This is a genomic window from Streptomyces sp. NPDC088354 (genome assembly GCF_044753585.1).
GTDB lineage: Bacteria > Actinomycetota > Actinomycetes > Streptomycetales > Streptomycetaceae > Actinacidiphila.
The window spans coordinates 61,189-75,904 of the sequence record NZ_JBIVNJ010000012.1 but is presented as its reverse complement, the minus strand read 5'-3'; the positions used below and the strand labels follow the sequence as shown (position 1 = coordinate 75,904).

Below are 14,716 nucleotides of genomic sequence, written 5' to 3'. Positions count from 1 at the left end.
TTCGCCCGCCGTACCCGCGCCGCTCGCCCCGCGGTGCGGTCGGGTGACGGTGCGCCGCGTGCTCTTTCCGTTCGCTGCGCGGACCCGAAACACCGGCGTCATCGAACGGCAGTATGATCCGCCTCACACATGATCCCGAACGGCGGAAGCCCGTGCCGCAGCATGCCCACGGCCGGCCGTCCCTGCACTGAGGGGAGCGTTCCGATAGCCCTCCGAATATGGCTCAGCAGCGCGGGGGTGGCCACCACACAGGTGATGGCCATGCTGCGCGGGAACCCCGACGCCGTGGATGTCCGCATCTACGGCACCAATGTCGATCCGACCGCAGCGGCGCTCGGCGCGTGCGACGTGGCCGAGGTCGAACCCCGCCATGTCGCCGATCCGGCCTACGCCGAATTCGCCCTCGATTTCTGCCGCCGGCACGCGATCGACGTGCTCATCCCGCCCCGGCGGCTGAGCGCGCTGGCCGGCCTGACGGAGGAGTTCGCGGCCGTGGGCACACGGCTGATGTGCTCACCGCCGCGCTCGGTCAAGGTGCTGACCAGCAAGAGCCGTACATACGAGGAGGCGCTCGCCGCCGGCATCCCGGTGCCGCCGTGGCGGGTGGTGGGGGACGCCGACGGTCTGCGGACGGCCGTGGAGGAGCTGTCGGCGACCGGCGAGACGCTCTGCTTCAAGCCCGCGGGCGAGTTCTCCGCCTTCGGCTTCCGCATCCTTCAGGACCGGCCGATGGTCCTGCGCGACCTGCTGGAGCCCGCCCGCCCCATGGCCTCCGTCGACGCGGTCGCCCTGGCGATGAAGCAGGCCGCGGACGCGGGCGAGCAGGTGCCCCCGCTGATCGTCATGCCCTACCTGGAGGGGCCCGAGGTCAGCGTCGACTGCCTGTCCACCCCCGGCGGCGAACTGCTCGCCGCGATCCCGCGCGCCAAGCAGGGCCGCTACCGGCTGCTGCTGGACGACCCGGAGATGACGGACATCGCGCGCCGGCTGGTCGCCCACTTCGGCCTGGCGTACCTCTCCAACGTGCAACTGCGGCACCGCTTCGGGGAGCCGGTGCTGCTGGAGGCCAACCCCCGTCCGTCGGCCGGGATCTTCCAGACGGCCTTCACCGGGGTGAACCTGCCCTGGGCCGCCGTGCGCCTGCTGCTCGACGGCGACGCGGGCCTGGTCGCCGCGCCGCGCCTCGGCGGCAGGGTCGCGGTGACCGAGGCGGTCACCGAGGTCCCGGACACCGTGCCCGCCGTGATGCCGACGACGGCCGCGACCGTCACGCCGGAGTCCATCGGCAGCGTCGCCTGACCTGCCTCCTGCCCCGGGCGGCGGGCCGCCCGGGGCAGGGCGGGGGCGGGCAGCCTGGCGGGGGCGACGCCGCGGGCGCAGGCTGGAGGGAGGAAGGCAGGTGGCAGCCCATGAGCAGACTCGAGGAGCAGATCGACCTCGGCGTTCCGTCCGAGGTGGCATGGAAGCACTTGCACGACGTGGGTGAGTATCCGCGGTTCGTCGGCGGCGTCCTGGACGCCACGGCCGAGGGGGAGAGCAGGGCGCGCCTGGAGGTGGCCCGCGGCGGCGGTGACGACGCCTCCATCGGTACGGAGATCTCGGACCGGCCGCAGGCGCGGGGGGCGACCCGCGAGATGACCTGGCGCACCAGCGGCACCCCGGAGATCAGCGGGACGTGCTCGGTCCTGCCGATCGACGCGCAGCACAGCCGGGTGCAGGTCCGCATGGAGTACGACGCGGGGGAGATACGCGAGGCGTTCGGCGGCCCCAAGGGCTTCGCCCAGGTCAGCGCGATCGAACGCACGGTCCGCGACGACCTGCGGCGCTTCAAGGACCTGGTCGAGCGCGAACGCTGACGCGACGCCGGACCGTGCCCGCGGGGCGGCCCGCACGGGCCGCCCCGTCCCGCTACATCCGCACTCCGTGCCGGCGCAGCCAGGCCACCGGGTCCACGTCGGTCCCGTAGCCCTCGCCGGTGCGCACCTCGAAGTGCAGATGCGGCCCGGTCGTGTTGCCCGTCGACCCGGAGCGGCCCACCTGCCGGCCCGCGGACACCGACTGCCCGGCCCGTACGGTCAGCGACGAGAGGTGGCCGTACTGGGTGTACATCCCGTCCGCGTGCCGGATCACCACCTGGTAGCCGTACGCACCGCCCCAGCCCGCCTCGACGACGGTGCCGGCGGCCACGGCCTTGACCGAGGTGCCGGTGGGCACCAGATAGTCCTGCCCGGTGTGGTAGCCGCTGGCCCAGTGCGCGCCGGCCCGGTGGTAGGGGGTGCCCAGCGATCCGCTGACCGGCGCCACGAACGTGGTGGCGGCGGAGGCGGGCCTGGCCTTCGCGGCGGGTCCTGCCTTCGCCGCGGACTTCTCCCGGGGGACGGCCTTCGCGCCGGGCCCGGTACCCGGCGTGGCCGGCGGCCTGGTACGCGGTGCCGCCCTGGTCCCCGCGCCGGGCAGCGCCAGTTCCTGGCCGGGGAAGATGAGGTCGGGGTCGGCGCCGACCACCGGGCGGTTCGCCTCGTAGAGCCGCGACCAGCCGCCGGGTACGTCCTGCTCCTCGGCGATGCCGGAGAGGGTGTCCCCGCTGACGACCCGGTACGACGCGTCGTGGGCGTCCCGCTGACGCTTCGTCACCGCATCGTGTGCGGCAGGGCGTTCGGTGCGGGTCTTCTTCTGCACCGGAATCCCCGTCCGGGGCTCCGGGCCGCCGCGGGTCAGCCCCGCCCGCTGCGAACAGACCGGCCAGGCACCGGGCCCCTGCCCGTCCAGTACGCGTTCCGCGACCCGTATCTGCTGGTCCTTGGTGGCCAGGTCGGCGCGTGAGGCGAACGCCGTCCCCCCGTACGCCTTCCACGTCGACGGCGTGAACTGCAGCCCGCCGTAGTAGCCGTTGCCCGTGTTGATGTTCCAGTCGCCGCTGCTCTCGCACTGCGCGACCTTGTCCCACGTGCCGGCCGTCGCCGCCCCCGCGCCGGTCGCGGCGATCAGTGGCAGCGCCAGCCCCGCACCGGACGCGGCCGTCACGGCCACGGACATCTGCGAGAGGCGGCCGGGCGGCTGGGGTCTGCGGTGGCGACCTCGTACGGGCCGTACGGGCATGGGGGGACCACCTCTCCGGTTCCGGACATACGGCCGTACAAGTACGACAGAGGGATCTTGTCGCCGCAAGAGCGCGTTCGGGAATCGCTCGTGCGCCCCAATCACCACCGTCCCGCGCCGACTTGGGCCCCGCACCCGCGCCGGCTCAGGCCGTCACGAGGTCCGCGGAGGCAGCGGGAGCGGGAGGCCGGGGAGCCCGTCGAGGCTGACCCCGACGTAGGGCTTGGCGGCGCAGTAGTCGTTGAAGGACTCGTCGGTCTCGCGCGAGAAGCGCTGGGTGTGCAGGTCCCGCTCCTCGCGGAAGTCCATGTACGGCACGGCGAACCCGCAGCTGTCGCTGATGCGTTCGGCGGTGACGACGATGATCGCGCGCACGTCGGTCCGCTCGCGGACGTCGTCGGAGAAGGACGGGACGAGCTCGTCCCAGCGGGGGTCGTCGCGGAGCACCGCCTCGCCGTGCCCGTGGACGCGCACGATGGTCGGCGGCCCGGTGAAGGCGCACCACATCAAGGTGATGCGGCCGTTCTCCCGGAGGTGGGCGATGGTCTCCGCGCCGCTGCCGCCGAGGTCGGCATAGGCGAAGGAGTGGTCGTCGAGGAGGGCGAAGGACCCGTCGAGGGCTTTGGGCGAGAGGTTGACCCGGCCGTCGCCCGCCAGAGGGGCGGTGGCGGTGAAGAAGATCTTCTGCTCTTCGATGAAGGCGCGCAGGCGGCCGTCGATGCGTGCGTAGGTCTTTCCCATGCCTGCGATTCTCCGGCGGTGGCGCGGATTCCGCCGCCGCCTTCTCGCCGTGTCGACGCGAACGCGTCCGCCCCGGCGGGACGGGCAGGCCCGGGTGCACGGCCGGACCACGACGCCGCGACGCCCGCGTCGCCGATCATCCGGTCGGCTGCGCGGCCGATCGCGGGCTTCCCGGACCGGCCGATCCGGTCGTGCCGCGACTCCGGGAACCGGGGCACGTGCCGGGGTCAGCGGCGTGCGCGCTGCTCGTCGTCGCGGACCTCGATGCCGAGGGCGGCCGCCAGGGCCGGGGCGAGGTCCAGCAGCTGGGCGCTGCCGATGACGGCGCCGCGCAGGGACTCGTGGCCGTCGGCGATGTCGAGCAGGGTGGTGCCGCGCAGGTCGGTGGCGTCGAACCGCGCGTGGCCGATGCGGAGCCGTTCGAGCTGGGTGCCGGGGAAGGAGACCTCCTTGAGCCGCGCGCCGCCGAGGTCGACGTCGCGCAGGACGCAGTCCTCGAAGACGACCTCGTGGAGCGAGGCACTGCGCAGGTTGACCGAGTCGAACTTGCAGCGGCGGAACACCACGCGCCGCAGCACCGCCCCGAAGGCCTCGACCCCGGCGAAGACGCACGAGTCCGCGGTGGCGTCCGTCCAGTTCGTCTCGGCGAACGAGGTGCCGACGAAGCGGTCGCCCTGGAGCCACACCTCGTTGAGCCGCCCCCGGCGCAGGCTGCCGCCGTTGAGGACGGAGTCGGTGACGGCGCACTCGAGGAACTGGGCGCCGCCCGCGTCCTGGTCGTCGAGGGTCAGCCCGGCGAAGTGCAGCGTGTCGTACCGCTCCTCGACGAAGAGGCGGGGCTCGGTGAAGGGCTCCAGCACATGCGCGTACGGGAGCTCGGACAAGGAGGTCGGCGCCTTGTGGGTCATGGCGTCACGGTAGCGGCCCCCACCGACAGCGCCGCGAACACGGGAAGGCGGGACGACAGGAAGGCGGGACGACAGGAAGGCGGGACGCCGGGAAGGGAATGTCCTTTTGATACCTTTCGCCCATGAGTGCGCCCTCCCCCAGTGCTTCGCCCGAGTGGGAGTCCCCCCGGCGGAGCCTGGAGGAGCCCGGGCCCGTCGCGCCGCCGCACCGGCGCCGCGGCGTGGAGCTGGGGCTGCTGTGCGGGGCCGTCCTGATCTCGGTGTACGGCTACTGCGACGTCGGCCTGGCCAGGGACGGCACCCTGCCGCCCGGCGCCGCGGGCTACGGGGCCGCCCTCGGAGCGCTGTCGCTGCTGGCACATCTGACCGTCCGTCTGCGGGCGCCGTACGCCGACCCGCTGCTGCTGCCGATCGCAGTGCTGCTCAACGGCCTGGGCCTGGTGCTGATCCACCGTCTGGACCTGTCCACCCCGGACACCGCCGCGCCCGCGCAGCTGGTCTGGTCCGGGGCCGGCGTGGCGTTGTTCCTCCTGGTGGTCCTCGGGCTGCGGGACTACCGGTCGCTGGCCGTGTACGCGTACGTGTGCGTGGTGGCCGCGCTCGCGCTGATGATCGCGCCGATCCTCTTCCCGGCCGTGAACGGCGCCAAGCTCTGGGTCCGCTTCGGCGGACTGTCCTTCCAGCCGGGCGAGTTCGCCAAGGTGCTGCTCGCGGTGTTCTTCGCCGCGTACCTGGCGGACAACCGCAGCGCGCTGGCGTACACCGGCCGGCACATCTGGCGCTTCCGGCGGCTGCAGCTGCCGACCGGCCGGGTGCTCGGGCCGGTACTGGCGGTCTGGGCGATCAGCGTGGGTGTGCTGGTGGTGGAGCGCGACCTGGGCACGTCCCTGCTGTTCTTCGGACTGTTCGTGATCCTGCTGTACGTCGCGACCGGGCGGACCGGCTGGATCGCGATCGGGCTGCTGCTGTGCGGCGCCGGGGCGTTCCTGGTCGGCTCCCTCGAACCCCACGTGCACTCCCGGGTGCAGGACTGGCTGCACCCCTTCGCGAGCATCGAGGCCGGTCAGGGGCCGGGGCAGCTCGCGCAGTCACTGTTCGCGTTCGCCGCCGGCGGCCTGCTGGGGACGGGCCTGGGCGAGGGTCACTCGGTCTTCATCGGTTTCGCCGCCAAGTCCGACTTCGTGCTGGCCACCGCGGGCGAGGAACTGGGGCTGACCGGGCTGACCGCGCTCTTCCTGCTCTACGGGCTGCTCGTGGCGCGCGGCTACCGCGCGGGCCTGGCGATCCGTGACCCGTTCGGGCGGCTGCTGGCGATCGGGCTGGCCTCGATCTGGGCGCTGCAGGTCTTCGTGATCGCGGGCGGGGTCACCGACCTGATCCCGCTCACCGGCATGCCGATGCCGTTCCTGGCGCAGGGTGGTTCCTCCGTGGTCACCAACTGGGTGATGGTCGCGCTGCTGGTGCTGCTCAGCGACACCGCCCGGCGGCCGGTCCCCGGCCCGGTCCCGGCGGTGCCGGGGTGATCCCGCACGCCCGCCGGGCGGCCGCCTTCTGCATGCTGCTCTTCGTCGCGCTGCTGGTGAACGCCACCCGGCTGCAGGTCTTCAGCGCCCCGGCCTACAACGAGAACCCGGCCAACCGCCGGGTGGCCATCGCCCGCTACGAGCGGCCCCGCGGCGACATCTTCGTCGGCAAGCACGCGGTGACCGGCTCCCGCCCCACCGACGGCCTGCTCGGGTACGAGCGCACCTACACCGACGGCCCGCTGTACGCGCCCGTCACCGGCTTCGCCTCCCAGACGTACGGCACGACGCTGCTGGAGGCCGCCGAGGACGCCATCCTGTCCGGCACGTCCCCCCAACTGGCCACCCTGCCGGTGTGGAACGCCATCACCCGGCAGCCCCAGCCCGGCGGCGACGTCCGCACCACCATCGACCCGGCCGCCCAGCGGGCCGCGTACGAGGCGCTGGCCGGCAAGAAGGGCGCGGTCGCGGCCCTGGACCCGCTGACGGGACGGATCCTGGCACTGGTGAGCGCCCCCTCGTACGATCCCGGGCGGATCGCCGGGACCGGTCCGCGGGCCGCCGCGGCGTGGCTGTCCCTCACCTCCGACCGCGACCAGCCGATGCTCAACCGGGCGCTGCGGCAGACGTACCCGCCGGGCTCGACGTTCAAGACCGTGACCGCCGTGGCGGCGCTGACCAGCGGCACGATCACCGACATCGGGGAACCGACCGACTCGCCCAACCCGTACCGGCTGCCGGGCTCGACCACCTTGCTGCGCAACGAGTCGGACTCCGAGGACTGCGAGGACGCGCCGCTGCTGTACGCGTACGCCATCTCCTGCAACACCGTCTTCGGCAAGCTGGGCGACGACGTCGGGCTGACCGCGATGCGGGAGACCGCGGAGGCCTTCGGCTTCAACGACGACTCCCTCGGCATCCCCTCGCACGCCGCGGTCAGCGTCTTCGACCGGCGTATGGACGACGCGCAGCTCGCGCTGTCCTCCGTCGGTCAGTACGACACCCGCGCCACCCCCCTGCAGATGGCGATGGTCGCCGCGGCCGTCGCCAACGACGGCACGCTGATGTACCCGCACCTGGTGGAGCGCACCACCGACAGCTCCGGCCTGCCGGTCGCGCTCACCGGCGACCGGGCCTACGGGCAGGTGATGGACGCGGTGGTGGCCCGGGACATGCAGACCATGATGACCGAGGTGGTCCGGTCCGGCACGGGCGGCAACGCCGCCATCCCGGACGCCGTGGTCGGCGGCAAGACCGGCACCGCGCAGAACGGCGAGAACAACCGCGGCACTCCCTTCGCCTGGTTCATCGCCTGGGCCAAGGACTCCGCCGGCGGCCCCGCGCGGGTCGCCGTCGCGGTCGTCGTGGAGGACGCCGCGGCCGACCGCGCGGACATCAGCGGCGGCGGCAACGCGGCGCCGGTCGCCCGCGCGGTGATGGAGGCGGTGCTGGGCCGCCGCGGCTGACGGTCAGGTCGCACCGTACGGATCGGCCGCGACACCTGCCTCCCGGCTCACCCCCCGGCTGGCTCCCGGCTCACTCCCGGCCCAGCGCGATGGTATCGGCGACCTCGGCGACCCGCGCGTCCTCCTCCTTGGCGAAGCGCTCGGCGTCGAGCTTCTCGGCGATCTCCTCGTCCTGGGCCATGAGCAGGTCGAGATTGGAGTCGCCCATCTCGAAGACGCCCATGTCGACGTAGGCGCGCTGCAGCCGCTCGCCCCACAGGCCGATGTCCTTCACGCACGGCACGATGCGGCTGAACAGCAGTCTCCGGAAGAGCTGGAGGTACTCCGACCGCTCGCTCAGCTCCTCGGCCTCCTGGCGCGGGATGCCGAAGTCCTCCAGCACCTCGGCGCCGCGCAGCCGGTCGCGCATGAGGTAGCAGCCCTCGATGACGAACTCCTCGCGCTCGCGCAGTTCGGCATCGGACAGCTGCCGGTAGTGGTCGCGCAGCGCCATCCGCCCGAAGGCCACGTGGCGGGCCTCGTCCTGCATGACGTAGGCGAGGATCTGCTTGGGCAGCGGCTTGTCGGTGGTGTCGCGGAGCATGCCGAACGCGGCCAGGGCCAGGCCCTCGATGAGCACCTGCATGCCGAGGTAGGGCATGTCCCAGCGGGAGTCGCGCAGGGTGTCGCCGAGCAGCGCCTGGAGCGAGTCGTTGATCGGGTAGACCATGCCGACCTTCTCGCGCAGGAAGCGCGAGTAGATCTCGGCGTGCCGGGCCTCGTCCATGGTCTGGGTCGCGGAGTAGAACTTCGCGTCGAGGTCGGGGACGGACTCCACGATGCGGGCGGCGCACACCATCGCGCCCTGCTCGCCGTGCAGGAACTGGCTGAACTGCCAGGAGGCGTAGGCGCGGCGCAGGTCGCGCTTGTTCTGCTCGGACATCCTGTCCCAGTGGGACGTGCCGTAGACGGTCAGGTTCTGGTCCGGGACGCCGAGCGGGTCGTACGGGTCGACGTCGATCTCCCAGTCGATGCGGGTCACCGCGTCCCACTGCTTGTCCTTGCCCTTCTGGTAGAGGGCGAGCAGCCGGTCGCGCCCGTCGTCGTACTCCCAGGAGAAGCGGGCGGCTCCGGAGGCCGGGATCTCCCACAGGTGGTCCTGCGACGTCATTGGCGCCTCCTCGACTCTTGACGAGCTTGCTGACACACAGTCTCATAAGAGCATGACCGCTGGCACCCCTCTTGCAACGCGAGAAAAAGTGGCGGAGCGGCTGCTCGACGCCTCCGCGAAGCACTCCTTCGATCCGGACACCGAGCTCGACTGGGACGCCCCCTTCGAGGAGGGCGGGTGGTTCTGGCCGCCCGAGCTGTGCTCGCTGTACGACACCCCGCTGTGGAAGCACATGCCGCAGGAGCAGCGGATCGAGCTGAGCAGGCACGAAGCGGCCTCGCTGGCCTCGATCGGCATCTGGTTCGAGATCATCCTCATGCAGTTGCTGCTGCGGCACTCCTACGACCTGGACCCCACCAGCAAGCACGTGCGCTACGCGCTGACCGAGATCGCGGACGAGTGCCGCCACTCGAAGATGTTCGCCCGGCTGGTGACCCGGCTCGGCACGCCCGTCTACCGGCCGACGAGGCTGGACCACAACCTCGGCCGGGTGCTGAAGACCGTCTCCACCACGCCCGGCGCCTTCACCGGCACCCTGCTGGCCGAGGAGATCCTCGACTGGATGCAGCGCCTGACCTTCCCGGACGAGCGCGTGCAGCCGCTGACCCGCGGCGTGACCCGCATCCACGTGGTCGAGGAGGCCCGGCACATCCGCTACGCCCGCGAGGAACTGCGCCGGCAGATGGCCACGGCGCCGCGCTGGGAGCTGGCCCTCACCCGGATCGCCTCCGCCGAGGCCGCCCGGGTCATCGCCCGGTCGCTGATCAGCCCGCAGGTGTACGCGTCGGTGGGGCTGGACCCGCGGTACGCCGCCGGACTGGCCCGCACCAGCCCGCACCGCCGCGACGTGATGCGGCAGGCGGCGAGGAAGCTGATGGACTTCCTGGAGGACGTCGGCATGTTCGAGGGCCCCGGGGTACGCCGGATGTGGCGCAGCTCGGGTCTTCTCGGGTAGGACGGCGGGCGGGCCGGATACGCTGGCCGTCATGAACGGCAGTTCGACGCCGGCGCCCGCCGCCCCCGCCTACCGCCGGCTGAGCGTCGAGCAGCGCCGTACCCAGCTGCTCGCCGCCGCCGTGGACCTCTTCGGGCACCACCGCCCAGAGGACGTCTCGGTCGACGACGTGGCCGCCGCCGCCGGCGTCTCCCGCCCCCTGGTCTACCGCTACTTCCCCGGCGGGAAGCAGCAGCTGTACGAGGCCGCCATGCGCAATGCCGCCGACGAGCTGCGGGACTGCTTCGTGGAACCCGCCGCGGGCGAGATGACCCAGCGCCTGTCGAACGCGCTGGACCGCTACCTGTCGTACGTGGACGAGCACGACGCCGCGTACTCCGCCCTGCTGCGCGGCGGCAGCGTCGCCGAGACCAGCCGCACCGGCGCCATCGTGGACGAGGTGCGGCGCAGCGCCGCCGAGCAGATCCTCATGCACCTGGGCGCACCGGCACCGGGCCCGCGGCTGGCGATGATGGTGCGTTCGTGGATCGCGAGCGTGGAGGCGGTGTCGCTGACCTGGCTCGACGAGGGCAAGCAGCCGCCGGCCCACGAGCTGCGGCGGTGGCTGGTCGACCACTTCACGGCACTGCTGCTGGTCAGCTCCACCACCGACCAGGAGACCGCCGGGGTCGCGCTGGCCGCGCTGGGCAGGGAGAACCCGGGCAGCCCCGCCGGCGATCTCGCCCGCAGGGTCGCGCCGCTCGCACAGGCCGTCGCACATCTGCTCCCACCTGCCATTCCCTGAACACGGGCCCCGTCCGAGGGCCTACTCTGACCCCGTGAGGCATGAGGACACGGAATTCGTCGGGGGGCCGCTGGACGGCCGCGTGCTGGGGGTGCTGACCGGCATCACCGGACAGCCCCCGAAGGTGTACGAGGTGCCGGTGCCGCAACCGGACGGCGCGGCCCCGGTCGTGCACGTCTACCACCGCGAGCCCAGCCCGGGGACGCGCGAGCAGCGCCGCACCCGGTGGGTCTTCGTCTACGACCCCGAGGGCAACCGGCCGGAGAAGCCGCGCTGGCCGTGGTCGAAGCCGGGCGCCTGAGCGGCGTCGCGGCCCGGCCCCTCCCGGGGGACACGGGTACCGCTTCCGGTCCGGACCATTGACAGGATTGGTCCAGACCTGTTTGCTGCGGGTTGTCATGCGCACATCTCCTCGCCCCCGAAGGAGCGGTCCCCATGAGATCCCTCGTCGCCGCGACGGCGACCCTCGCCCTCACCGCCGCCATCGGCGGGCTGGTCGCCCTCGCGCCCTCCGCGCACGCGGGCGAGTTCCTGGTCAACGGCGGTTTCGAGAACGGCAATCTGACCGGCTGGAGTTGCGACGCGGGCACCACCCAGGCGATCACCGGCCAGGCGAAGAGCGGCAGTTGGGCCCTGGCCGGCAGCCCGGGCCCGTCCGGGACGGCGCAGTGCAAGCAGACGGTCAGCGTGGCGCCCGGCACCACCTACACCTACTCCGCGCAGGTGAAGGGCAGTTACGTCTACATCGGCGTGGACGGCGGGACCAGCACCTGGACGCCGGGCACCGGAGGGGCGTACCAGCAGCTCAGCGTCAGCTTCACGACCGGGGCGAGCCAGACCAGCGCGACCGTCTACGTCCACGGCTGGTACGCCCAGCCCACATTCTGGGCCGACGACGTCTCGCTCTCCGGCCCGGGCGGCCCGACGACGCCGACGCCGACGCCGACGCCGACCGACACCCCGACGCCCACTCCGACGCCGACCGACACCCCGACGGGCCCTTCCTCCCATGCGCTGGTCGGCTACCTGCACTCCAGCTTCGCCAACGGCTCCGGGTACCTGCGCATGGCCGACGTCCCCGCGAGCTGGGACTACATCGACCTCGCCTTCGGCGAGCCGACCACGACCACCTCGGGCGACATCCGCTTCACCCGCTGCCCCGCGTCCGAGTGCCCGAACGTGGAGTCCGACGCGGACTTCAAGGCCGCGATCAAGGCCAAGCAGGCGCAGGGCAAGAAGGTGCTGATCTCCATCGGCGGACAGAACGGCCAGGTGCAGCTGACCACGACCGCCGCCCGCGACGCCTTCGTCTCCTCCGTCGCCAGGATCATCGACACCTGGGGACTGGACGGCCTCGACATCGACTTCGAGGGCCACTCGCTCTCCCTCAACGCCGGTGACACCAACTTCAAGAGCCCGACCACACCGGTCGTGGTCAACCTGATCTCCGCCCTGAAGACCCTCAAGGCCAGGTACGGCAGCGGATTCGTGCTGACGATGGCGCCCGAGACCTTCTTCGTGCAGCTCGGCTACCAGTTCTACGGCCCGGGCCCCAACGGGGCGCAGGACCCGAGGGCGGGCGCCTACCTTCCCGTCATCCACGCGCTGCGCAACGACCTGACCCTGCTCCACGTCCAGGACTACAACTCGGGGCCGATCATGGGCCTGGACAACCAGTACCACCAGATGGGCGGGGCCGACTTCCACGTCGCGATGACCGACATGCTGCTCACCGGCTTCCCGGTGGCGGGCAACACGGCCAACGTCTTCCCCGCGCTCGCGCCTTCCCAGGTGGCCGTCGGACTGCCCGCGACCTCCAACGCGGGCAACGGATGGACAACTCCGGCAGATGTCGACAAAGCGCTCGACTGCCTCACCAAGCGGACCAACTGCGGCGCGTACACCCCGCACGGAACATGGCCGGATCTGCGCGGTCTGATGACGTGGTCGATCAACTGGGACAAGTTCGGCAACTGGGAATTCCAGAAGAACTTCGATTCCTTCTTCGGCTGACACCGAGGAAACGGGTGGCTCCCCTTCGCACGGAGCCACCCGTTCCGGCCCGGTCACCCTGTCGCAGCCGACCCGATCATGTAAGGATCTACCGGCAAGCATCCGGTAATACAGTCGGAGGTGAAGGGATGTCAGCAGCAAGCAGGCCCAAGGAGTGGGTGCGCAGGGCACTCGTCTGCGGGACGCTGCTGGCCGCCGCGGCCCTCGGACTGCCCGCGCAGAACGCGCGCGCGATGCCCGCGGACCCGTATCCCAGCGGCCCGACCCTGGTCGTCCTGCTGGAACGGCTGCAGGACCTCTACCTCAGGGCCGAGGAGGCCACCGAGACCTACGACCAGGCGGAGTCCGAACTCAGCGAGAACCGCGGCAAGGCCGACCGCCTGGACCGCCAGCTCGCCGAGGAGCGCACCGCGCTGGCCGACGCCCGCGCCCTGGCAGGGCAACTCGCCCGCGAGCAGTACAAGGAGGGCGGGGTCTCCCCGTACCTCAGCCTGTTGCTGAGCGGCGACCCGCAGGACGCCTTCACCCAGAGCCACATGCTCGACCGCGCGGCCGGCAGCCAGGCCGAACTGGTCGCGCAGCTGGAGAACGGCGAGAAGCGGATCGCCGCGCTCAGCCGCGCCCAGCAGCACGCGCTGGACGGCTCGCTGCAACTCGCGGACCGGCAGCGCGACGCCAAGGAGGAGATCGAGAAGCAGCTCGCGACCGTCGAGCAGATCCTCGCCGGCCTCACCGGCACCCAGCTCGCCGATCTGCAGCGCCTCGAGGAACAGGGCATCGACCGGGCCCAGGAGGCGTTCTTGAGATCGGGGCAGCTCGGCAGCCTCTCGCTCGCACCGTCCAAGGTCGGCAACAGCGCGCTGAGCTTCGCCTACGCGCAGATCGGCAAGCCCTACATCTGGGGCGCCGAGGGCCCGAAGGCGTACGACTGCTCAGGGCTGACCTCGCAGGCCTGGCTGCACGCGGGAACCCCCATCCCGCGCACCAGCCAGGAGCAGTGGAAGCAACTGCCGCACATCCCGCTCAACCTGCTGCGCCCCGGCGACCTCGTGATCTACTTCCCCGGCGCCACGCACGTGGCGATCTACATCGGCAACGGCCTGGTCATCCAGGCGCCCCGCCCCGGCAGCGTCGTCAAGATCTCCCCCATCGCCGCCAACCCGATCCTCGGGGCCGTCCGCCCCGACTCCGACGAGCCGTCGATGAGGCACTACGTCTCGCCGACCGCTCCCGACACGGCGAAGGACCGGGCCTCCCAGGGCGGCAGCACGGGCTCCTGACGGGCCCGCGTCCGCACGACCGCCCGCGGCTCGCCGCTCACCGCCTGCCGCGTGACCGGCGTCACGGCGCATCGGACAGACCTGTCTGTTAGTTTTGCCGCGACGGGCCCGCCGGGCCCCCGGCAGAACCAGGTGATCGGCATGCCCGCCACGGTCAAACGCCTCCCGGCGCGCGAGCGCATCCTGACGACGGCCGAGGAGCTGTTCTCGGCGCACGGGCTGCGCGGCGTGGGCGTCGACCGCATCATCGCGGAGTCGGGCGTGGCCAAGTCGACGCTGTACGTGCACTTCCCCTCCAAGGACGAGCTGGCCGCCGCCTATCTGCGCCGGGTCGACGACTCCTGGCGGGGCAAGCTGCGCGCCGCCGCGCTGGCGGCCGGCGACGACGCCCGCGAGCAACTGGTGGGCCTGTTCGACGCGGTCGACGCGGCGTACCGGCGGCACGGTTTCCACGGCTGCCCGTTCATCAACGCCGCCGCCGAGAGCGAGCCGGGCAGCCTGCCGCACGAGGTGACCGCCGAGCACAAGCGGACCGTCCGCGCGTGGGTGCGCGGCCTCGCCGGAGCCGCCGGGGCCGTCGACCCCGACGGGCTCGCCCTGCAGCTCACGCTGCTGATCGACGGAACACTCGCGGCGGGCAAGCTGGAGCAGGACCCCGCCATGCCGACCGCCGCCAAGGCCGCGGCACGCGCCGTCGTCGAGCGGGCCTGCCCGCCGGCCGTCTGACCCCTTCCGCCCTCGTCCACACCGTGGACGAGGGCGTCCTTCCGACACAATGAAACAGACCTGTCTGTTCG

The 14,716-nt window shown here is 72.1% G+C and carries 14 protein-coding genes; 10 read left to right on the top strand and 4 right to left on the bottom strand.

Annotated elements, in window-relative coordinates:
• Positions 1–237 precede the first annotated feature (237 nt).
• Together ACIP98_RS19690 and ACIP98_RS19685 are read left to right on the top strand one after the other, a co-directional pair.
• Positions 238–1,299: an ATP-grasp domain-containing protein gene (locus ACIP98_RS19690; RefSeq protein ID WP_319660014.1), complete on the top strand. Its 1,062-nt coding sequence runs from the start codon at positions 238–240 to the stop codon at positions 1,297–1,299.
• A gap of 110 nt (positions 1,300–1,409) precedes the next feature.
• The gene (locus ACIP98_RS19685; protein ID WP_319660015.1) at positions 1,410–1,856 is read left to right on the top strand and encodes an SRPBCC family protein; all 447 of its coding nucleotides are present in this window, start codon (positions 1,410–1,412) and stop codon (positions 1,854–1,856) included.
• A 52-nt stretch (positions 1,857–1,908) separates the two neighbouring features.
• On the opposite strand, the gene ACIP98_RS19680 is transcribed toward ACIP98_RS19685, so the two are convergent.
• The 3 genes from ACIP98_RS19680 to ACIP98_RS19670 all read right to left on the bottom strand — a co-directional run bounded on the left by ACIP98_RS19680 (position 1,909) and on the right by ACIP98_RS19670 (position 4,748).
• Complete coding sequence (locus ACIP98_RS19680) at positions 1,909–3,099, bottom strand: transglycosylase family protein (RefSeq protein WP_401977056.1); 1,191 nt, start codon at positions 3,097–3,099, stop codon at positions 1,909–1,911.
• 153 nt (positions 3,100–3,252) lie between these two features.
• Positions 3,253–3,840 carry a pyridoxamine 5'-phosphate oxidase family protein gene (locus ACIP98_RS19675; RefSeq protein WP_401977055.1) on the bottom strand — a complete coding sequence of 196 codons (588 nt, stop codon included), beginning with the start codon at positions 3,838–3,840 and terminating at the stop codon, positions 3,253–3,255.
• Positions 3,841–4,067: 227 nt separating this feature from the next.
• Positions 4,068–4,748, bottom strand: coding sequence for a pentapeptide repeat-containing protein (locus tag ACIP98_RS19670; protein WP_319660018.1), 681 nt, complete (start codon positions 4,746–4,748; stop codon positions 4,068–4,070).
• 122 nt (positions 4,749–4,870) lie between these two features.
• On the opposite strand from ACIP98_RS19670, the gene ACIP98_RS19665 reads away from it, so the two are divergent.
• Together ACIP98_RS19665 and ACIP98_RS19660 are read left to right on the top strand one after the other, a co-directional pair.
• Positions 4,871–6,271 carry an FtsW/RodA/SpoVE family cell cycle protein gene (locus tag ACIP98_RS19665; protein ID WP_401977053.1) on the top strand — a complete coding sequence of 467 codons (1,401 nt, stop codon included), beginning with the start codon at positions 4,871–4,873 and terminating at the stop codon, positions 6,269–6,271.
• Positions 6,268–7,737, top strand: coding sequence for a penicillin-binding transpeptidase domain-containing protein (locus ACIP98_RS19660; protein WP_401977052.1), 1,470 nt, complete (start codon positions 6,268–6,270; stop codon positions 7,735–7,737). The genes ACIP98_RS19665 and ACIP98_RS19660 overlap by 4 nt, the downstream gene beginning before the upstream one ends.
• Positions 7,738–7,807: 70 nt before the next feature.
• Here the strand turns inward: ACIP98_RS19660 and ACIP98_RS19655 are convergent, their stop codons facing one another.
• The gene (locus tag ACIP98_RS19655) at positions 7,808–8,887 is read right to left on the bottom strand and encodes a ferritin-like domain-containing protein (protein WP_401977050.1); all 1,080 of its coding nucleotides are present in this window, start codon (positions 8,885–8,887) and stop codon (positions 7,808–7,810) included.
• A gap of 52 nt (positions 8,888–8,939) precedes the next feature.
• On the opposite strand from ACIP98_RS19655, the gene ACIP98_RS19650 reads away from it, so the two are divergent.
• The 6 genes from ACIP98_RS19650 to ACIP98_RS19625 all read left to right on the top strand — a co-directional run bounded on the left by ACIP98_RS19650 (position 8,940) and on the right by ACIP98_RS19625 (position 14,645).
• Complete coding sequence (locus ACIP98_RS19650; RefSeq protein ID WP_319660022.1) at positions 8,940–9,842, top strand: diiron oxygenase; 903 nt, start codon at positions 8,940–8,942, stop codon at positions 9,840–9,842.
• A gap of 31 nt (positions 9,843–9,873) precedes the next feature.
• Positions 9,874–10,626 carry a TetR/AcrR family transcriptional regulator gene (locus ACIP98_RS19645; RefSeq protein WP_401977048.1) on the top strand — a complete coding sequence of 251 codons (753 nt, stop codon included), beginning with the start codon at positions 9,874–9,876 and terminating at the stop codon, positions 10,624–10,626.
• Between the two features lie 34 nt (positions 10,627–10,660).
• The gene (locus tag ACIP98_RS19640; protein ID WP_319660024.1) at positions 10,661–10,927 is read left to right on the top strand and encodes a hypothetical protein; all 267 of its coding nucleotides are present in this window, start codon (positions 10,661–10,663) and stop codon (positions 10,925–10,927) included.
• A gap of 134 nt (positions 10,928–11,061) precedes the next feature.
• Entirely contained in the window at positions 11,062–12,639 is a 1,578-nt protein-coding gene (locus ACIP98_RS19635; RefSeq protein WP_401977046.1) for a chitinase, read from the top strand.
• 128 nt (positions 12,640–12,767) lie between these two features.
• Positions 12,768–13,919, top strand: a complete 1,152-nt coding sequence (locus tag ACIP98_RS19630) for an NlpC/P60 family protein (RefSeq protein WP_401977045.1) — start codon at positions 12,768–12,770, stop codon at positions 13,917–13,919.
• Between the two features lie 141 nt (positions 13,920–14,060).
• Positions 14,061–14,645, top strand: a complete 585-nt coding sequence (locus ACIP98_RS19625; RefSeq protein WP_401977044.1) for a TetR/AcrR family transcriptional regulator — start codon at positions 14,061–14,063, stop codon at positions 14,643–14,645.
• The last annotated feature ends 71 nt before the right edge of the window (positions 14,646–14,716 follow it).